This window comes from Aliiruegeria lutimaris (assembly GCF_900099935.1).
GTDB lineage: Bacteria > Pseudomonadota > Alphaproteobacteria > Rhodobacterales > Rhodobacteraceae > Tropicimonas > Tropicimonas lutimaris.
The window spans coordinates 1-18,529 of sequence record NZ_FNEK01000053.1 but is presented as its reverse complement, the minus strand read 5'-3'; the positions used below and the strand labels follow the sequence as shown (position 1 = coordinate 18,529).

At 63.1% G+C, this 18,529-nt stretch carries 16 protein-coding genes, 1 tRNA gene and 1 pseudogene; 11 read left to right on the top strand and 7 right to left on the bottom strand.

All coding sequences use genetic code 11. The annotated features are described in order from the left end of the window. Positions 1-123 precede the first annotated feature (123 nt). A complete protein-coding gene (locus tag BLR85_RS19865) occupies positions 124-1,704 on the bottom strand; it encodes an ABC transporter substrate-binding protein (protein ID WP_093161287.1) in 1,581 nt (526 codons plus the stop codon). Between the two features lie 430 nt (positions 1,705-2,134). Here BLR85_RS19865 and BLR85_RS19860 point away from each other — a divergent pair, with 430 nt between their 5' ends. From BLR85_RS19860 to BLR85_RS19845, 4 genes are all read left to right on the top strand, one after another. Beyond that, entirely contained in the window at positions 2,135-3,742 is a 1,608-nt protein-coding gene (locus BLR85_RS19860; RefSeq protein ID WP_093161285.1) for an ABC transporter substrate-binding protein, read from the top strand. Between the two features lie 179 nt (positions 3,743-3,921). After that, entirely contained in the window at positions 3,922-4,878 is a 957-nt protein-coding gene (locus BLR85_RS19855) for an ABC transporter permease (RefSeq protein WP_093161282.1), read from the top strand. Positions 4,879-4,888: 10 nt separating this feature from the next. Next, positions 4,889-5,953: an ABC transporter permease gene (locus BLR85_RS19850; RefSeq protein WP_093161279.1), complete on the top strand. Its 1,065-nt coding sequence runs from the start codon at positions 4,889-4,891 to the stop codon at positions 5,951-5,953. Position 5,954: 1 nt separating this feature from the next. Further along, positions 5,955-7,616 (top strand): ABC transporter ATP-binding protein, encoded by a 1,662-nt coding sequence (locus tag BLR85_RS19845; protein WP_093161276.1) that lies wholly within the window; start codon positions 5,955-5,957, stop codon positions 7,614-7,616. A gap of 139 nt (positions 7,617-7,755) precedes the next feature. Here the strand turns inward: BLR85_RS19845 and BLR85_RS30290 are convergent, their stop codons facing one another. After that, positions 7,756-7,878: a hypothetical protein gene (locus tag BLR85_RS30290; protein ID WP_280138502.1), complete on the bottom strand. Its 123-nt coding sequence runs from the start codon at positions 7,876-7,878 to the stop codon at positions 7,756-7,758. Between the two features lie 378 nt (positions 7,879-8,256). On the opposite strand from BLR85_RS30290, the gene betC reads away from it, so the two are divergent. Next, entirely contained in the window at positions 8,257-9,765 is a 1,509-nt protein-coding gene (betC, locus tag BLR85_RS19840; RefSeq protein WP_093161327.1) for a choline-sulfatase, read from the top strand. A gap of 146 nt (positions 9,766-9,911) precedes the next feature. Here the strand turns inward: betC and BLR85_RS30285 are convergent, their stop codons facing one another. Both BLR85_RS30285 and BLR85_RS19835 read right to left on the bottom strand, forming a co-directional pair. Next, complete coding sequence (locus BLR85_RS30285) at positions 9,912-10,034, bottom strand: hypothetical protein (RefSeq protein ID WP_280138501.1); 123 nt, start codon at positions 10,032-10,034, stop codon at positions 9,912-9,914. A gap of 302 nt (positions 10,035-10,336) precedes the next feature. Continuing rightward, positions 10,337-10,948: a lytic transglycosylase domain-containing protein gene (locus BLR85_RS19835; RefSeq protein ID WP_093161273.1), complete on the bottom strand. Its 612-nt coding sequence runs from the start codon at positions 10,946-10,948 to the stop codon at positions 10,337-10,339. A gap of 186 nt (positions 10,949-11,134) precedes the next feature. Between BLR85_RS19835 and ssb the strand changes: the two genes are divergently transcribed. Together ssb and BLR85_RS19825 are read left to right on the top strand one after the other, a co-directional pair. After that, a complete protein-coding gene (ssb, locus tag BLR85_RS19830) occupies positions 11,135-11,653 on the top strand; it encodes a single-stranded DNA-binding protein (protein WP_093161271.1) in 519 nt (172 codons plus the stop codon). 114 nt (positions 11,654-11,767) lie between these two features. Next, the gene (locus tag BLR85_RS19825) at positions 11,768-14,107 is read left to right on the top strand and encodes a Tex family protein (RefSeq protein WP_093161268.1); all 2,340 of its coding nucleotides are present in this window, start codon (positions 11,768-11,770) and stop codon (positions 14,105-14,107) included. Between the two features lie 34 nt (positions 14,108-14,141). Here BLR85_RS19825 and BLR85_RS19820 read toward each other — a convergent pair whose 3' ends face one another. Both BLR85_RS19820 and BLR85_RS19815 read right to left on the bottom strand, forming a co-directional pair. Beyond that, positions 14,142-14,603: a disulfide bond formation protein B gene (locus BLR85_RS19820; protein ID WP_093161262.1), complete on the bottom strand. Its 462-nt coding sequence runs from the start codon at positions 14,601-14,603 to the stop codon at positions 14,142-14,144. Further along, a complete protein-coding gene (locus BLR85_RS19815) occupies positions 14,600-15,178 on the bottom strand; it encodes a YqaA family protein (RefSeq protein WP_093161259.1) in 579 nt (192 codons plus the stop codon). The genes BLR85_RS19820 and BLR85_RS19815 overlap by 4 nt, the downstream gene beginning before the upstream one ends. 72 nt (positions 15,179-15,250) lie before the next feature. Between BLR85_RS19815 and ypfJ the strand changes: the two genes are divergently transcribed. From ypfJ to BLR85_RS19800, 3 genes are all read left to right on the top strand, one after another. Next, positions 15,251-16,105: a KPN_02809 family neutral zinc metallopeptidase gene (gene ypfJ, locus BLR85_RS19810; protein WP_093161256.1), complete on the top strand. Its 855-nt coding sequence runs from the start codon at positions 15,251-15,253 to the stop codon at positions 16,103-16,105. Between the two features lie 145 nt (positions 16,106-16,250). Next, positions 16,251-17,540: a flavin-dependent oxidoreductase gene (locus BLR85_RS19805; RefSeq protein ID WP_093161253.1), complete on the top strand. Its 1,290-nt coding sequence runs from the start codon at positions 16,251-16,253 to the stop codon at positions 17,538-17,540. Positions 17,541-17,662: 122 nt separating this feature from the next. Then, positions 17,663-17,748 (top strand) — tRNA-Leu (locus BLR85_RS19800). A 236-nt stretch (positions 17,749-17,984) separates the two neighbouring features. On the opposite strand, the gene BLR85_RS19795 is transcribed toward BLR85_RS19800, so the two are convergent. After that, on the bottom strand, positions 17,985-18,203 hold the full coding sequence (locus BLR85_RS19795; RefSeq protein ID WP_139188472.1) for a hypothetical protein: 219 nt from the start codon (positions 18,201-18,203) through the stop codon (positions 17,985-17,987). On the opposite strand from BLR85_RS19795, the pseudogene BLR85_RS19790 reads away from it, so the two are divergent. Then, positions 18,181-18,529 (top strand): annotated as a pseudogene (locus BLR85_RS19790) (hypothetical protein); the annotation flags it as partial. The gene BLR85_RS19795 and the pseudogene BLR85_RS19790 overlap by 23 nt on opposite strands.

Genomic DNA, 18,529 nt, shown 5'->3' with positions numbered 1-18,529 from the left:
GGGCCGGCTGTGCGGCGGAGGCGCCGAAGCGCCTGCCGCCGTAATCTGCATCACCCTCGGCGCCAATGCGGCGCTGCGGTGGAAAGCTTGGCGCGCCGTGTGTGACGGCGCGCCGGGGCGAGGTCAGTCGGCCAGCGACCAGCGCTCCATCCAGCGCTCGCCATCCTGGTCGAAGTTCGAGGCCATGTCGCCATGCACCACGCGTTTGCCGGTGGCGAAGACGAAATTGGCGAACATCGGCAGTACGGTGCCACCATCCGTCGAGACGATTTCCTGCATCTCGTAATACATCGCGCGCCGCTTGTCCTCGTCGAGTTCGGCCCGGGCCATGACCAGCAACTCGTCGAAGCGGTCATTCGCCCACATGCTGTCGTTCCAGGCAGCGCCGCCCTCGAAGGCGGTGGTGAAGATCTGGTCCTCGGTCGGACGACCGCCCCAGTAGACCGCGCAGAACGGGTGCTTCAGCCAGACATCGGACCAGTAGCCGTCATTCGGCACCCGCTTGACGTCGATGGTGATGCCGGCCGCAGAGGCCGAGTTCTGGTACAGCACGGCGGCGTCCACCGCCCCCGGGAAGGCCGCATCGGCCGCCGAAAGCTGAACGGTCAGCGCGTCGAGCCCGGCTTCCTTGAGATAGAACTTCGCCTTGTCCGGGTCATAGGGCGTCTGTGCCAGGTCCGGGTTGTGGAAGCGATAGCTCGGCCCGATCGGCTGGTCCTTGCCCACGGTGCCGTGGCCGAAGAGGATCTTGTCGACCAGTTCCTGCCGGTTGATCGCATGTTTCAAAGCCCGGCGCACATTCACATCGTCGAGCGGTGCGGTATCGGCACGCGCGGCGAAACTGTAGTACTGAGGACCGGCGACGGAATGGATCGCGATCCCGGGATTGCGGCCCAGCAGCGCCACGGTCTTGAGGTCCAGCTTGTCGATCGCGTCGACATCGCCGGAGACCAGCGCCGTGGTCCGCGCGTTCAGATCCACGATGGACAGCATCTCCACCGCGTCGATAAAGCCGCGTTCCTGGTCCCAGTCGTCCTTGAAACGCTCGAAGCGGGCCACCACGCCGGGATCGAACTCGACCAGCTTGTAGGGGCCGCACCCGTCGCCGGAGCGCCAGTCGATGGAGCCCGCGCCGTCGGAGGGGCAGATCGCCATGTGGTAGTCGGTGAATACGAAGGGGAAGTCGGCGCTGCCGGTCTCCAGTTCGAAAACGACCGTGTCTTCGCCCTCCTTGGCGATCGAAACGATCGGGGAGACCAGTGGTTTGGCGACCGATTTCGACTCGTCACCGCGATGGTAGTCGATCGAAGCGATCACGTCGTCCAGTGTCACCGGCTTTCCGGAATGGAAGGTGATGCCAGAGCGGATCTTGAACCGCCATGTCTTGGCGTCGGGGCTGGCCTCCCAGCTCTCCGCGATGTCCGGCTCCAGCGACCCGTCAACACCGACCTTGGTCAGGAAACCGTTCATCCCGTAGGTCAATGCCACGGTGAAACCATTGGTCCAGGTTGCCGGGTCGAGCGTATCGCTGGTGTTGCCATGGCCCTTTGCGACACGGATTGTGCCACCGCGCGACTGAGCGCGGGCGCGTTCCGTGCCCAGAAGTGTGCCCGTCGAAGCGAGTCCTGCGAAGGCAGCCGTGGTGCCGAGAAATCTGCGGCGTGTCGGCTGTGCGAAGGTCGTTGTTTTCCTGTTATGGCTCATGCGTCCCTGTCTTTCTTCTTGGTAATACGGGCGGCACCCGAGGGTGTCGGTTTGCGACATGTAATGTCGATTTCCAGCATAGCTCTGCCATGGCCCGAAAGAAACCGTGTCCCGGTTTCTTGCTGTCGTGGCGCGGCCTGCGAAAGTTACTTCACCCCAAGTCAGCCGTTTTACGAAATGTTTTTTTCATTCAACGCGTCGCAAATGTTGCATCACGGATCAGGAAAGGCAACGATACGACCAATGCATGCAGAAGGTTTCCCTTGGGGAAGTCAAAGTTTCTCTCCTGTCGGGGTGGAACTCAGTGGCGGTTCGTGTTTGGTTAATTGCATGTCGTTTTTGAGCAATTTCCCCCGCCAGTGCAGGAACCGCTCCGACTCTGAAGGCGCGACAATGACGCCGGACAGCAAGAATCCAACAGGAGAACAGAATGTCGAAGAAGGATAAAGTCCTTATAAACCGCATTGCAGAGGCAGCCCGTACGGGGCGGATCTCGCGTCGAGATTTCATAAACACCTCGATCGCTGCCGGCCTGACTGCGACCACGGCCACCGGGCTTTGGACCACCAAGGCGGCGGCTCAGCCCAAATCCGGCGGGAGCTTCCGCTGGGGTCTGCATGACGGCAATACTGCCGATACGCATGATCCGGGCACCTATGTGTCGCGCCAGATGATCTACCTGGCGCATACCCACCGGTCCTACCTGACCATGATCAATGGCGACGGCTCGCTCGGCCCCGATCTTGCCGACAGCTGGGAGGCTTCCGCCGACGCCTCCGAATGGACCTTCAAGCTCAGCGAGAACGCCTCTTTCCACAGCGGCAAGAAATGTACCGCCGATGATGTCATTGCCTCGTTGAATCACCACCGTGGCGATGCGACGACCTCGGCGGCCAAGGCGCTGCTGAGCGACGTGGTCGATATCACCAAGGATGGCGACTACACGGTCAAGATCACCCTGACGGGCGGCAATGCCGACCTGCCGTGGCTGATGACCGATTATCACTTTGCCATCTGCCCGGCCAAGGATGACGGCACGATTGACTGGCAGTCCGGCGACGGCACCGGCCCCTACAAGATCGACGGCGGCGAGTTCGGCGTGAGCTGGCAGCTTTCCCGCCATGACGGCTGGCACCGCGAAGGCGCCTGGTTCGACAAGGTCGAGATCATCGTGCTGAACGATCCGAACGCCCGCCAGACCGCGCTGGTCACCGGCGACGTGGACGCGGTCTCGATCATCGAGCTCAAGACGATGGCGCTGCTGCAGCGGGACCGGAACATCAACATCCACAACATTCCCTCGGCCGGCGCCATCACCATGCCGATGCATTGCAACAAGGCGCCCTTCGACAATCCGGACGTGCGCAACGCGCTCAAGCTGGCGATGAACCGCGACGAGATCATCGAGAAGATCGCCTTCGGCGCGGCCACCAAGGGCAACGATTTCCACCATTCGCCGGCACAGCCCTACTGGCCTGCCGACATTCCGCAGCGCGATTACGATCCCGACCAGGCCAAGGCGCTGCTGAAGAAGGCCGGTGCCGAGGGGCTGGAAGTCAGCCTGAGCACGGCAGACAGCGTCTATGCCGGCGCGGTGGACATGTGCGTGCTCTATGCCGAGCATGCCAAGGCGGCGGGCATCAAGGTCAATGTCGTGCGCGAGCCGAATGACGGGTATTATTCCGATGTCTGGCTCAAGAAGCCGTTCACGCTCGTCTCCTGGGGCGCGCGCCCGACGCCGGATGTGATGTACACGCTGGCCTACAAGGCCGACGCGGCCTGGAACGAGAGCTATTGGATCAACGACCGCTTCAACGAGTTGCTGTTGATGGGCAAAGCCGAGCTTGACGACGCCAAGCGGGCCGAGATCTACCGCGAGATGGGAATGATCGCGCATGACGATGGCGGCACCATCATCCCGTTCTTCAACAACTTCGTTTTTGCCAGCCGCGCGAATATCGGCACGCCCGACGCGATGGCGGCGAGTTGGGAATGCGATGGGGCCCGGGCGGCGAGCCGCTGGTGGTCCACAGCCTGACATGAAAAATCCCGGCCCCCGGCGCGGTTTCGCGCCGGGGGCTTTCGATCCGGCGGCACAGGGCGACCGAGCTGAAAGCCATGCCCCGGAAGGCGTTCCCGGCGAAACCGGAAACGCGCAATGACAATCAGGAACGCGCATTCGGCTGCCGGTCGTCATGCGAAGCTTCGGAGGGACATATGGGCGACCTCACCAGGCTGGTCTTTAAAAGACTGGGACTTGGCCTCCTCACCATTCTTGTGGTGTCGGTGCTGATCTTTTTTGCTGTGGAACTGCTGCCAGGCGATATCGCCGAAGCCGTGCTCGGACAGGGCGCGACCGAGGAAACCGTTGCCGCGATGCGCGAGCAGCTTGGTCTCGACCGGCCCGCGCCCGTGCGCTATCTCGAGTGGCTCGGCGGTGCCGCAACCGGCGATTTCGGGGTTTCGCTTGTTTCCGGAGAACGGGTGAGCGAGGCGATTTCGGACCGTTTCGTCAACACGCTCTTCCTGGCCTCCTACGCGGCGGTGATCGCGGTGCCGATCTCGATCATGCTCGGTGTCTTCACGGCGCTGTACCGCAACACGATCTTCGACCGCGTCGCCAACGTGATGACGCTGACGACGATCTCCTCGCCGGAATTCTTCCTCGGCTACATTCTCATTCTCTTCCTGGCTGTCCGCACGACGATGTTCCCGGCCATTTCGAGCCTCAGCGGTGACATGAGCCTTCTCGATCTTCTCGAAAGGACATTTCTGCCAATGCTGACGCTGGTGCTCGTAGTGACCGCACACATGATGCGCATGACGCGCGCGGCGATCATCAACCTGCTGGCCTCTCCTTATATCGAGATGGCCCGGCTCAAGGGCACGCCGCCCTGGAAGGTGATCGTGAAACATGCCCTGCCGAACGCCTGGGCGCCGATCATCAACGTGGTGGCGCTGAACCTCGCCTATCTCATCACCGGCGTCGTGCTGGTCGAAGTGGTCTTCGTCTATCCCGGCATCGGACAGCTGCTGGTCGACGCGGTCGCCAAGCGCGATTTCCCGATCGTGCAGGCCTGCTGCATGATCTTCGCGGCGACTTTCATCCTTCTCAACCTTGCAGCGGATGTCGGGGCGATCCTGACCAACCCGCGCTTGCGGCATCCGAAGTGAGGGCGGGAACATGAGCAATTTCGTCATACTCTACTACACCGCCCTGATCGGGGCCTCCTGCCTTGCCGCCTATTACAAGCAGCGCTCGGTCTTCATGCTGATCTTCTCGCTGACGCTGGTCTCCTTCGTTCTGGGGATCATCGGCGGGGCGGGTGCGCTGCGTTTCGTGGCGACATCGGCCTTCGTGCTCGCGCTCGCGGCCGGCACGTCCTATGCCTTCCGCGAGTTCCTGATCCTGATCTCGAAGCCTGGTCTGGCCAAGGAGCTGCGCACCGCGCCGCTGACGGCGGCCTTCGGCATGTTCGTGATCTTCACCTATGCCATCGCCGGCATCTTCGCGCCCTGGATCGCACCACATGGCGAGGCCGAGATCATCGGCCAGGCCTTTGCGCCGGCGGATGAGAACATGCTCCTGGGTGCCGACCAGCTTGGCCGCGACATGTTCAGCCGCATCATCTATGGCGCGCGCAACTCGGTCGGCCTGGCGCTTGTCGCCACCTTGCTGGCCTTCCTGATGGGGGCGACGGCGGGGCTTCTGGCGGCCGTGAAAGGCGGCTGGTTCGATCAGCTCATGGGCCGCACGGCGGATGTGATCATGTCGATCCCGTCGCTGATCTTCGCGCTGCTGATTCTTTCGATCTTCGGCACCGGTCTGCAGGTGATCGTGATCGTGGTGGCGGTGATCTATTCGCCGCGCGTCTTCCGCCTGACCCGGGCGGTCGCGGGCAATATCGTTGTCATGGATTATATCGAGGCGGCCAAACTGCGCGGGGAGAAGGACTGGTACCTGATCCGCAAGGAGATCCTGCCGAATGCCACGGCACCGCTCATTGCCGAGTTCGGGCTGGAATTCTGCTTCGTCTTCCTGCTCATTGCCGGCCTGAGCTTCCTCGGTCTCGGTATCCAGCCTCCCACGGCGGACTGGGGCTCAATGGTGCGCGAGAACGCGACGCTGATCTCCTTCGGCGACATCACCCCGCTGATCCCGGCGGCGGCGATCGCACTGCTGACGGTGGCGATCAATTTCGTCGTCGACTGGATGCTCTTCCGCACCTCCGGCCTGAAGGAGCAGTAAGATGAATGACAAGTTCAAGAACGCGGAGGTCCTGCTCGAAATCAAGGACCTCAAGATCGAAGGCTACTCGGACGAGACCTGGGTGCCGATCATCAAGGGCGTGGACCTCACCCTGCATCGCGGCGAGGTGCTCGGCCTGATCGGCGAGAGCGGCGCGGGCAAATCCACCATCGGCGCCGCCGCCATGGGCTATGCCCGAGACGGGACACGCATTTCCAACGGCTCGATCGAGTTCGACGGGATGGAATTGACGACGGCCTCCGAATCCGAGCGCCGGGCGCTGCGCGGCTCGCGCATCGCCTATGTGGCGCAATCGGCCGCGGCCTCGTTCAATCCCAGCCACAAGATCATCGACCAGCATACCGAGGCGCCCGTCCATTACCGGATCAAGAAGCGCATGGAGGCGCAGGAAGATGCGATGGAGCTTTATGAGCGGCTGCGTCTTCCCAACCCCAAGGAGATCGGCTTCCGCTATCCGCACCAGGTCTCGGGCGGCCAGCTCCAGCGGGCGATGACCGCAATGGCCATGTCCTGCCGGCCGGACCTGATCATCTTCGACGAGCCGACCACGGCGCTCGACGTGACCACCCAGATCGAGGTTCTGGCGGCGATCCGCGACATCGTCGACCAGTTCAACACCGCGGCGATCTACATCACCCACGACCTCGCGGTGGTGGCCCAGATGGCCGATACGATCAAGGTGTTGCTCAAGGGCGAGGAGGTCGAACAGGCGCCGACGCAGGTGATGCTCGACAATCCACAGGAGGATTACACCAAGAGCCTCTGGGCGGTGCGCTCCTTCAACTCGCCGCAGCGCCACCGGCCCACCGATGGCAGCGAACCGCTGATCTCGGTGCAGCACGTGGACGCGGCCTATACCGGTGGGGTCAAGGTTCTGGACGATGTCTCCTTCGACATCTACCCGGGCATGACCGTGGCCGTCGTGGGCGAATCCGGTTCTGGAAAATCGACGACGGCGCGCTGCATCACCGGGCTTCTGCCGCCGATGTCCGGCCAGATCCTGTGCAAGGGCGAGCCGCTGCCGCCGCGCTACAAGGACCGGACGCGCGACCAGCTCCGGCAAGCGCAGATGATCTACCAGATGGCGGACACGGCGCTGAACCCGAAGGTCCGGATCAGCGAGATCATCGGCCGGCCGGCGCAGTTCTATGGCGGGCTGCACGGCCCTGCGCTGAAGCAACGAGTTGACGAGTTGCTGGACCTGATTGAGCTGGAACCGTCCAAGTATTACAGCCGCTACCCGCCGGAGTTGTCGGGCGGGCAGAAGCAGCGGATCGGCATCGCCCGGGCGCTGGCGGCGGAGCCGGAATTCATCATCTGCGACGAGGTGACCAGCGCGCTCGACCAACTCGTGGCCGAGGGCATCCTGAAGCTGCTCGACCGGCTGCAGAACGAGTTTGGCCTGGCCTACATGTTCATCACCCATGACCTGGCCACGGTGCGTTCGATCGCCGACGAGGTGGTGGTGATGCAACATGGCAAGGTGGTGGAGCAGGGGCCCAAGGACGAAATGTTCACCCCGCCGCATCATCCCTACACGGATCTGCTGCTGTCCTCTGTGCCGGAGATGGATCCCGAATGGCTGACAACCGTGCTCGAGGAACGCGGCGTCGACAATATCGGCGAGGCGGCGGGCAACTGATCGCGGCCACGAGAAAACCGGTCGCTCCCATCGCGGGAGCGGCTATCATCCAGAGATCCACACACCTTGTCACTGGGTGCGGTGACACAGGGATATTCGGTTCGGGTCTGGTGGATAATTCTGGGCGCTGGCGCTTCGCTCAGAGTATGGCGCTAGCAGACAATGCCAGCGTACTGACAAGGGCGGCATAGATCAGCAGCAGCGCGGGCAGGGTGCCTGCGCGGGAGCGGTATTCGCGGATCATGTCGTCGCGTGTCGGCATCGCAACCTCCGGGCCTTCAATTCCTGTGGCAGCCGATTCATGCGGCCACATGGCGGTATCGGCGTCGTCCGCCGCGCCTACACCACCGTATTCACCGAAAGGTAGATATTTCTTTGATCTCCCTCACCGGCGGGAAATTGGCCTGTCCACTGTTGCAACCCGGCGACAATTCGTGTCCCGAATACCTCCACTCCTGGCGTGGTTCTTGGAAAAAACGGGCGGAGACGGCGGGCGCATGCCCCCAGATTGCAGCGCGCCCGGCCATTGGTGCGCCCGAAATGCCGAAAAACGCCCCTACTGCGACGCTGCGTGGCACGGCTCCGTGCCCGCGGCGGATACTCTTTCTCGCAAAGCAAACATGCCGCCGAAGGAACGTTGATGACCCAGCCGAATATCCTGATCTTCATGGTCGACCAGCTCAACGGAACGCTCTTCCCCGACGGGCCGGCCGATTGGCTGCACGTCCCCAATCTCAGGCGTCTCTCCGCCAAGGCGGTCCGCTTCGCGAATTGCTATACCGGCTCGCCGCTCTGCGCGCCGGGGCGGGCGGCCTTTATGTCGGGGCAACTGCCCTCGCGCAACGGGGTCTACGACAATGCGGCGGAGTTCCGTTCAGACATCCCGACATTCGCCCACCACCTGCGCCGCGCGGGCTATCAGACCTGCCTTTCGGGCAAGATGCATTTCGTCGGACCCGACCAGTTGCACGGGTTCGAGGAGCGCCTGACCACCGATATCTACCCTGCCGATTTTGGCTGGACGCCGGATTACCGCAAGCCCGGAGAGCGGATCGACTGGTGGTATCACAACATGGGCTCGGTCACCGGCGCGGGCGTGGCAGAGATCACCAACCAGCTGGAATATGACGACAACGTCGCCCACGAGGCGAGGATGAAGGTCTATGATCTGGCCCGCGGACAGGATGACCGGCCCTGGTTGCTGACCGTCAGCTTCACCCATCCCCACGACCCCTATGTCGCCCGCCGGGAATACTGGGATCTCTACGAAGACTGCGAACACCTTCTTCCGGAGGTCCCTGCCTTTGACTACGAGGATCAGGACAATCACTCCAAGCGGATCTTCGACGCCAATAACTGGCGCGAATTCGATATCACCGAGGAGCATATCCGCCGCGCGCGCCGGGCCTATTTCGCCAATATCTCCTATTGCGACGCCAAGGTCGGGGAGGTGCTCGACGCCCTCGAAAAGACCGGCCAGGAGGCCGTGATCCTGTTCGTCTCGGACCATGGCGACATGCTCGGCGAGCGCGGTTTGTGGTACAAGATGAGCTTTTTCGAGGGATCGGCCCGGGTGCCGCTGATGATCGCGGCGCCGGGCCTTTCGGCGGGGCGGGTCTCCGAGCCTGTCTCGACCATCGACGTGACGCCCACCTTGTGCGATCTCGCCGGGGTGTCCATCGACGATATGGCGCCCTGGATCGACGGGCAGAGCCTTTTGCCGCTTGCCGGCGGCTTGCCCCGCGCGGCACCGGTCGTGATGGAATACGCGGCCGAAGCCTCGGAGGCGCCGATGGTCTGCCTGCGAAAGGGGCGCTGGAAGCTGACGTTATGCGCGCTTGATCCCGATCAGCTTTATGACATCGAGGCCGACCCGCGAGAGATGCGGAACCGGGCGCAGGATCCTTCCTGCGCCGCGATCCTGGAGGAGCTGAAGAAGGAAGCCCATGCGCGCTGGAACCTCGACGCGTTCGACGCAGAGGTCCGCGCCAGCCAGGCCCGCCGCCTGCTTGTATATGAGGCGTTGCGCAATGGTGGGTATTACCCGTGGGATTACCAGCCGCTCAAAAAGGCCAGCCAGCAATACATGCGCAACCACATGGACCTGAACATCCTGGAGGAGACGAAACGTTTCCCTCCGGGCGATTGATCCCCGGTAGTGGCGGTGCCTTGGTCTCGAGCGGTTGCAGACAGCGCGAAGCGGCCCCGTCTTAACGAAGAAACCGCAGCGTCCTCACGGGCGTTGCGGTCGTGTTGAGATCTGGACTTGAATGGAAAAGGGCCCCCGAGGTCGCCCTACAGAATAGCGCTCGCCGACAGCGCCAGCGTACTGAGCAGAACGGAATACACCAGCACAAGCGCGGGCAGGGAGCCTGAGCGCGCGCGGTGTTCGCGGATCATGTCGTCGCGTGTCAGCATCGCAACCTCCAACAAAGGGGGAAAGCCCTGTCTCACCGTGGGCCCTGAAACCGACCTAGGAGTTCATATCCATTCAATCAAGGGAATTTCCGAGAAATCGTGAAGGTCTCGTTCATGTCCTTTCAGCGGCGTCGCAAAGAGATCGGCGCGTGTCGTAATTGACACCCATGGTCGGCACGATCCCGCCGGCTCGCAGATCGGACAGGAGGGCGGAACCGACGGCCGCAACCCTTGGGACGAATCAAAATCAGCGACATGCCCCCGGACATGCACCGATCGCACGGTTCCCGGTCCGGGCCGACTCAGCTGCCCCAGATCTTCTTCACGTAACGCTTGGTTTCCCGGTAGGGCGGCACGCCATTATATTTGTCCACCGCGCCGGGGCCGGCATTGTAGGCCGCCAGCGCCAGGCGCCAACTGGAATAGCGCTCATACATCATCCGCAGGTAGCGGGCGCCGCCATCCAGGTTCTGCTTGGGATCGTTCGGATCGACGCCGAGCTTGGCGGCGGTGTCCGGCATGAGTTGGGCCAGCCCGATCGCGCCCTTGTGCGACACTGCACCGGTCTTCCAGTTGCTCTCCTGCTGAACGAGGCGCAGGAACAGGTCCTCGGGCACGTTGTGGCGCCGCGCGGCGTTCTTGGCGAGTTGGAGATAGGGGCCGGAATAGCGGCCGCGATAGCTCGGGACCGCGGCGGAATCGAGCGCGGCTTTGGTCGATGGCGGCTGCAGCCGGACCGAATTCTCATATTGCTGGGCGGCGCGGTTATCCAGAAGGCGAGTCTGGGACGCAAAAAGCTTGGTGCGTGCCTTGGAGGAGACGGAGGTTTCCGCCAAAATCGGCGCGGCAGTTAAAACTGCCAGCCCGGCGGCCAGAACGGCCGCAATGAGCCCTGTCTCGACACCCCTCAACATGCACTTTGTCCCGAATTCCACTTGTTCTTGGCGGCGCAGTATAGCCAAAACTCCGGGTCGCGCCAGCCTGTGGACTCCACGCGCTGGATATTGGCGGTTTTGCACCGTCTTCAGGTGGTGTAGCGTCTGGCTCCAATCGGAATCGGTGCGCCTGCGAGCGCACGCGCAAAATACGAGGAGCAGCGCATGGCCGGATCGGTGAACAAGGTGATCCTGGTGGGCAATCTGGGCCGGGACCCCGAGGTGCGCACCTTCCAGAACGGTGGCAAGGTTTGCAACCTGCGGATCGCGACATCGGAAACCTGGAAGGACCGCAATACCGGCGAGCGTCGCGAGCGGACTGAATGGCATTCCGTGGCGATCTTCTCGGAACCGCTCGCCCGCGTCGCCGAGCAGTACCTGCGCAAGGGCTCCAAGGTCTATATCGAGGGCCAGCTTGAAACCCGCAAATGGCAGGACCAGTCCGGACAGGACCGTTACTCGACCGAGGTTGTCCTGCGCCCCTATCGCAGCGAGTTGACCATTCTCGACAGCCGCAGTGGCGGTGGTGGCGATACTGGCGGCTTTGGTGGCGGTGACGGCGGCTATGACGACCGCGGCAGCTATGGCGGTGGCGGTGGCCAGCCCGGCGGCAATTATGGCGGCGGCGGGAAGAGCGGTCCGGGTGGCCCCGGTGGCGATATCGACGACGAAATCCCGTTCTGAGCCGACAGCGACTTTTCAGCTATACTAATCAGGCGCGTCCGGTTTCCGGGCGCGTGACCCTTTCGCCAATGGCTGGCGAGGGCCCCATTCTTGCGATCATTTGAACGGACAGAGATGAGCACAGAAACATCCGCCCGCATCACCCGCACCATCACCCGCACCATCGCCGGCGAAATCGGCGCGCGCCCAGAACAGGTCACCGCTGCGGTAGGGCTTCTGAACGAGGGCGCGACGGTGCCCTTCATCGCGCGCTACCGCAAGGAGGTGACGGGGGGGCTCGATGACACCCAGTTGCGGGACCTGTCGGAGCGGCTGGCCTACCTGACCGAGATGGAGGCGCGGCGCAAGACGATCCTCGACAGCATCCGCGATCAGGGCAAGCTGAGCGATGAGCTTGAGAAAAAGATCGCCGGGGCGGATACGAAAGCGGCGCTGGAAGACCTCTACCTGCCTTACAAGCCGAAGCGGCGCACCCGCGCCATGATCGCCCGCGAGCGGGGCCTTGACGGGCTGGCCGAGGCGATCCGGGCGGATCGCTCCGCCGAGCCGGCAAAGCTCGCCGAAGGTTTCCTCGGCGAAGAGGTGCCCGACACGAAAACCGCCTTGGCGGGCGCACGTGACATCATCGTCGAGGAACTGGCCGAGAATGCCGACCTGTTGGGCCGTTTGCGCGGTTTCATGCAGCAGCGCGCCTATCTCTCCGCGCGCGTCAACGAGGGCGAAGAGACCAAGGGTGCCAAGTTCTCCGACTATTTCGACCATCGTGAGATCTGGGCCGACGTGCCGAGCCACCGCGCGTTGGCCATGCTGCGCGGCTCCAACGAGGGTATCCTGCGGCTGGAGATCGCGCCCGATCCGGAGGTGGACCTGCCAAAAGTCGAGGCGATGGTTTGCGCCGCGCTGGAAACGCGCAGCGAGGGGGCTGGCGACAAATGGTTGCGTGAGGTCGCCGGCTGGGCCTGGCGGACCAAGCTGAGCCTGAGCCTGCTGCTCGACCTGATGGGCGAGATGCGCGCCCGGGCGCAGGAAGAAGCTATCCGCGTGTTCTCGCGCAACCTCAAGGACCTGTTGCTGGCCGCCCCGGCCGGCGCGCGCGCGACCATAGGGCTTGATCCCGGCATCCGCACCGGCGTCAAGGTGGCGGTGGTCGATGCCACCGGCAAGCTGCTCGACACCGACACGATCTATCCCTTCCAGCCGAAGAACGACCTGCGCGGCGCGCAGGTAACGCTGGCGCGGCTGATCAAGGCGCATGGCGTGGACCTGATTGCCATCGGCAATGGCACGGCCAGCCGCGAGACCGAGCGCATGGTGGCCGAGCTGATCGCCGAACTGCCGGGCGCGAAGCCCACCAAGGTTGTCGTCTCCGAGGCTGGGGCGTCCGTCTATTCCGCCTCCGAACTGGCCGCGCGGGAGTTCCCGGGCCTCGACGTGTCGCTTCGCGGCGCGGTTTCCATCGCCCGCCGCCTGCAGGACCCGCTGGCCGAACTGGTCAAGATCGAGCCTAAGGCCATCGGCGTCGGCCAGTACCAGCATGACGTGGACCAATTCCGCCTCTCCCGCGCGCTGGACGGCGTGGTCGAGGATGCGGTCAACGCGGTCGGTGTCGATCTCAACATGGCTTCCGCGCCGCTGCTGGCGCGGGTTTCCGGCCTCGGCCCCGCGCTGGCCGAATCCGTGGTGGCGCATAGAGACGTGAACGGCGCCTTTGCCTCGCGCAAGGAGCTGCTCAAGGTCGCCCGCCTCGGTCCGCGCGCCTTCGAGCAATGCGCGGGCTTCCTGCGCATCAATGGCGGCTCCGAGCCGCTCGACGCCTCCTCCGTCCACCCCGAAGCCTATGACGTGGCCCGCCGCATCGTGGCGGCCTGCGGGCGCGACCTGCGGCAGGTGATGGGGGACGAGGCGCAACTGGCGAAGCTGCGCGCGGAGGATTTCGTGACCGAGAGCTTCGGCCTGCCCACGGTGCGCGACATCCTCGGGGAACTGGCCAAGCCCGGCCGCGACCCGCGCCCCGAATTCAAGACCGCCAGCTTCGCCGACGGGGTGGAACAGATCACGGATCTCAAGCCCGGCATGTTGCTCGAAGGCACGGTCACCAATGTCGCGGCCTTCGGCGCCTTCGTCGATATCGGTGTGCACCAGGACGGGCTGGTCCATGTCTCGCAACTGGCGGACCGCTTCGTGAAAGACCCGCACGAGGTGGTGAAGGCCGGCGACGTGGTCAAGGTCCGCGTCATGGAAGTGGACGTTCCGCGCAAGCGGATCGGCCTCTCGATGCGCAAGGATGCCAAGCCGGGCAATACGCGCCCGGAGCGCGCGCAACCGTCGAAGGGGCCGCGCGGGAAAGGACCGTCCGGTTCAGGCGGCAAGGGCACGCCGCGCCATCAGGGCAACGAGGGCGCGAGCAACAGCGCGTTCGGGGCGGCGCTGAGCGATGCTTTGAAGAAGCGTTAAACGAAAGGGGCGCGAGAACGCGTCGCCTTGCCTATCAGGCGCGGCGCGCGGCCGTGAGCCAGACCACAATCAGCACCGCCGACAAGGCCACGTTGATATTGGCGAAGGTCAGTCCAAGGATCGAAAAGGAGATCTCGTCGCACATCACGGTCGGTGCGCCGAAATCCATGCTGATAAGGTCCGACCCGGACATGCCCGAGAGATCCTGTCCGCCGGTGCAATCGCTCGGCCCCGCCCAGAGCTTGCGCTCCACGCCGCTGTGATAGATCGCAAGGCCAAAGCTGTAGAGCGCGACCGGCACCCCGAGCCAGGCCAGCCGAACACGCCCACTCAGAAGGATCACAACCCCGAGTGCTGCCAGGATCCAGTGCGGATAGCGCTGCAACAGGCACAGGTGGCAGGGCAGAATGCCCACCACGTGCTGAAAGAAATACGCCCCTGCGACGGAGCCAGCGGAGGCGACTGTGGCCAGCGCGACAAGGATCTTGGCGTTCATAGGTACTTCACCAGGTAGAAGGCGCCGAACAGCAGCACACAGAAGATAATCGTCAGCAACCCGAGCCGCTTCTCGATGAAATACCGGATCGGCTCGCCATATCGATACAACAATCCTGCCACGAGGAAAAACCGCCCGCCGCGCGCGATGATCGAGGTGATCATGAAGGTCCAGAAGGGCATGCCCGTCCAGCCCGACATGATCGTGATGACCTTGTAGGGGAAGGGCGTCAGCCCCGCGACCAGAACCGCCCAGAAGCCGAAATCGTTGAACCGCTGGTTGAATTCGGCCATCGAATCCGCCTTGCCGAGGCTTTCGAGGATCGGTTGCCCGATCTGATCGAAGGCGAACATGCCGATCGCATAGCCAAGCATGCCGCCAAGAACCGAGGAAACCATAGCCACGCCGGCAATCAGAAAGGCGCGGCGCGGTGTGGCGATGATCATCGGGATCATCAACACATCCGGTGGGATCGGGAAGAAGGAACTCTCGATGAATGCCACGGCCGCCAATACCCAAAGGGCATACGGTCCCGCCGCGAGAGAAATGGTCCGGTCGTAAAGTTTTCGCAGCAAGGGCTCGTTTCCTGTAATGATCACTGTGCAAACATCACGGAGAAGGCTCAGGGTCAAGCGAGGGAGTCGAGGATGAAATGGCAGGGTCGGCGCGGAAGCAATAACATCGAGGACCGGCGAGGCCGCCGGACCAGCGCATCGACGGCCGGAGGCGTGGGTGGCGTGGGTCTATTGGTCATTCTCGCAATCGGATGGTTTCTTGGAATCGATCCGACTTTCCTGTTGCAGGGTAATGATCAGCCGACCGAGTATTCCACCGGGCAGGCGCCTTCGGCTGAGGAGGAAACCGCAGCTCAATTCGTCTCCGTCGTGCTGGCCGACACGGAGGAGGTCTGGGGTAACATCTTCGCGAGCCAGATCGGTGAAACCTACAATCCGCCTATCCTCGTGCTCTTTTCCGGCGTCACGCAATCTCCCTGCGGCAATGCCTCCGGCGCGACGGGTCCGTTCTACTGCCCGGTCGACCAGAAGGCCTATCTCGACACGGCCTTTTTCGCCGAGTTGCGCGACCGTTTCGGCGCAAACGGCGATTTCGCGGCCGCCTACGTCGTCGCGCACGAGATCGCCCACCACATCCAGAACGAGCTTGGCATCCTTGGCAAGGCCAACAGCCTGCGCAGCCGGGTCAGCGAAGCCGACAGCAACGCCATCTCGGTACGGATCGAGCTGCAGGCCGACTGCTTGTCCGGCATCTGGGCCCGCAATGTCGAGGCACAGCTTGGCACGCTGGAGCAGGGCGACATCGCCGAAGCGCTGAACGCAGCCAGGCAGATCGGCGATGACAGGTTGCAGCGTCAGGCTGGCAGGGTCCCGCAGCCGCACACGTTCACCCATGGCAGTTCCGAACAACGGCAGAGGTGGTTCGCGACCGGTTTCAAATCCGGCAATATCGAGGTGTGCGACACGTTCGGAACGGATCGGCTCTGACTTCTAGACCTGCACGGACTGCCATGCAGTCAATGCAACTCGGCTTGCAAGCCAATCCCCGGTTGCAATTTGCAGCGCTAACACAGCATAGGAAGGCGAAACCGGCCCTTACCACGGCCAGATGCCATGAACGGAGGCGTATCCGATGACTGTCCTTATTGCCGGAGCCGGTGTTGCCGGGCTTACCCTTGGTCTCTCCCTTCACCAGGTCGGGGTGCCCTTCCGCATCATAGAAGCCATCGCCGAGCTTCGTCCGCTCGGCTTCGGCATCAACCTGCAACCCCATGCCGTGCGCGAACTCTATGATCTCGGCCTCAAGGACAAGCTTGAGACGATCGGCGTGCAGACCGAACGCACGGCCTATTTCAACAACAGGGGCCAGGAGGTCTGGTCCGAGCCGCGCGGCCGCGAGGCGGGCTACAAGTTTCCGCAGATCTCGATCCACCGCGGCAGCCTGCAGATGATGCTGCACGAGACGCTGCTGGAACGCTGCGGCCCCAAGGCGATCCTTGCCGGCGCCAAGGTCTCCGAATGGTACGAAACCTCGCGCGGGCTGGAAGTCGTCCTGACGGACCGCCAATACGGCTACGAGCTGGACCGGCTGCGCGGCTCGGTGCTGGTCGCAAGCGACGGAGCCCGTTCCTCCATTCGCGAGACGCTCTTCCCCGATGCCGGCATGCCCAACTGGCGCAAGTCGATGATGTGGCGCGGGGTTGCCCGTGCGCCGAAGTTCCTCGGTGGCAGAACGATGACGATCTCTGGCACCAAGGGCATGAAGTTCGTTGCCTATCCCATTGGAGAAAGAGGGAAAACCCAAAGCTTTGTTCACTGGATCGCGGAGCTTCCCGTGGCGCCCGAGCGGGACTGGGAGAAGCAGGACTGGAGCCGTCGCGGCGAGATCGACGATGTGTTGCCGAGCTTTGCCGACTGGAAATTCGAATGGCTCGACATTCCGGCGCTGATCGGCGGGACCGAGGCGGTATGGGAATGGCCGATGATCGATCGCGATCCGCTTTCTTCCTGGACCGAGGGGCGTATCGCCCTGCTGGGAGACGCCGCCCACCCGATGTACCCGATTGGCTCCAACGGAGCCTCGCAAGGGATCCTCGACGCGCGGGTGATCGCGCGTTGCCTGCGGGACAATGGCGAAACGACGCTGGCCCTGCAGGATTATGACGAGGAGCGCCGCGAGGCCGTCAACGCGATCATCATTGCCAATCGCGGGCAGGGCCCCGATGCAGTGCTCGACGCGGTGGACGACCTGGCGCCAGACGGATTCGAGAATATCGACGACGTGATGCCAGAAGCCGAGCGCCGCGTCTTCGCGGACCGCTACAAGGAGGCTACCGGCCTGACCGTGGAAAAGCTCAACGCCCAGCCGTCGATCATCGGGGCAGGCGAAGGCAAGCCGTTCACAGGAAAGATCGGCGACTGACATGGCGGGAGAACGCGCGGAGGCTTGCCTTCGCGCTTCGATCGTCTGATCCAGATTCTGGACAAAGTTTTTACGGGTGATCTTGTGAAGCCGCGCAGCCGGCGCTAAACCACCCTTCGGTGGCCCGAGTGGCGGAATGGTAGACGCAGGGGATTCAAAATCCCCCGTCCTAGCGGGCGTGCCGGTTCGAGTCCGGCCTCGGGTACCAACAAAATCAAAGGGTTGGGGAGCTTTTGATATACAGCCAGCAGATCAAGATCTGCTCCCAGTAGACACATGGTAGACAAACTGGGGTGATTCAGCGGGCGTCGGGGAAATTCCGATGTGCGTAGACCCTGCACCGGGTCGAGCAGAATTTCGCGTCGGACCGCTGGGACTGGATCCCCCTGCCGCAGGCCTGGCAAGCTGATGTTGTGACGGTTAAGCGTTACTTTCGCGAATGGATCAGGCGCCCGTCCAGGCCTGCGGGTAGGCCAGCGCGGGTTCATGCCCGTCCACCATCGCCGCCTGGAGATTCGGGTCCATCCGGCCCAGGGCCAATACGCGATGATAGACATGAGCAGGCGTCGCGGCGCCGAGGAGCTTCCAGACGGTCAGGCAATCCGCGTCCGACAGGATCACGGCATGGCGCATTTCAGTTTTGGGCTGTGTTCTGGTAGACATTGATCCGGCACTTTCCGTTAATCGTGACAACCCCACCGGCATTGTCGACCAGCCTCAGCTGCCGCGCTTCAAGGCCTACACCAACTACGACAACTATGTCGGCGTCGAAACCTGGACAAAGATCGGCATCAACAACACCGACTACAACGACCAGGGAATGTTTGATGCCGTGAACAACCGCTTCGTGGCACCCGTTGACGGCACGTATCTCTTCGGCGCGACGCTCATGTACAAGGTCAATGCCAGTACGGCGGCGCGGATGATCGGGCGGTTGGTGCTGAACGGCACAATCGAGGTTCGCGGCTCATATGGCGAGATTTCTGGCG

Coding starts and splice junctions, on each gene's coding strand:
- BLR85_RS19865 (WP_093161287.1), bottom strand. CDS start 1,704: ATGAGCCATAACAGGAAAACAACGACCTTCGCACAGCCGACACGCCGC.
- BLR85_RS19860 (WP_093161285.1), top strand. CDS start 2,135: ATGTCGAAGAAGGATAAAGTCCTTATAAACCGCATTGCAGAGGCAGCC.
- BLR85_RS19855 (WP_093161282.1), top strand. CDS start 3,922: ATGGGCGACCTCACCAGGCTGGTCTTTAAAAGACTGGGACTTGGCCTC.
- BLR85_RS19850 (WP_093161279.1), top strand. CDS start 4,889: ATGAGCAATTTCGTCATACTCTACTACACCGCCCTGATCGGGGCCTCC.
- BLR85_RS19845 (WP_093161276.1), top strand. CDS start 5,955: ATGAATGACAAGTTCAAGAACGCGGAGGTCCTGCTCGAAATCAAGGAC.
- BLR85_RS30290 (WP_280138502.1), bottom strand. CDS start 7,878: ATGCCGACACGCGACGACATGATCCGCGAATACCGCTCCCGCGCAGGC.
- betC (WP_093161327.1), top strand. CDS start 8,257: ATGACCCAGCCGAATATCCTGATCTTCATGGTCGACCAGCTCAACGGA.
- BLR85_RS30285 (WP_280138501.1), bottom strand. CDS start 10,034: ATGCTGACACGCGACGACATGATCCGCGAACACCGCGCGCGCTCAGGC.
- BLR85_RS19835 (WP_093161273.1), bottom strand. CDS start 10,948: ATGTTGAGGGGTGTCGAGACAGGGCTCATTGCGGCCGTTCTGGCCGCC.
- ssb (WP_093161271.1), top strand. CDS start 11,135: ATGGCCGGATCGGTGAACAAGGTGATCCTGGTGGGCAATCTGGGCCGG.
- BLR85_RS19825 (WP_093161268.1), top strand. CDS start 11,768: ATGAGCACAGAAACATCCGCCCGCATCACCCGCACCATCACCCGCACC.
- BLR85_RS19820 (WP_093161262.1), bottom strand. CDS start 14,603: ATGAACGCCAAGATCCTTGTCGCGCTGGCCACAGTCGCCTCCGCTGGC.
- ypfJ (WP_093161256.1), top strand. CDS start 15,251: ATGAAATGGCAGGGTCGGCGCGGAAGCAATAACATCGAGGACCGGCGA.
- BLR85_RS19805 (WP_093161253.1), top strand. CDS start 16,251: ATGACTGTCCTTATTGCCGGAGCCGGTGTTGCCGGGCTTACCCTTGGT.
- BLR85_RS19795 (WP_139188472.1), bottom strand. CDS start 18,203: ATGTCTACCAGAACACAGCCCAAAACTGAAATGCGCCATGCCGTGATC.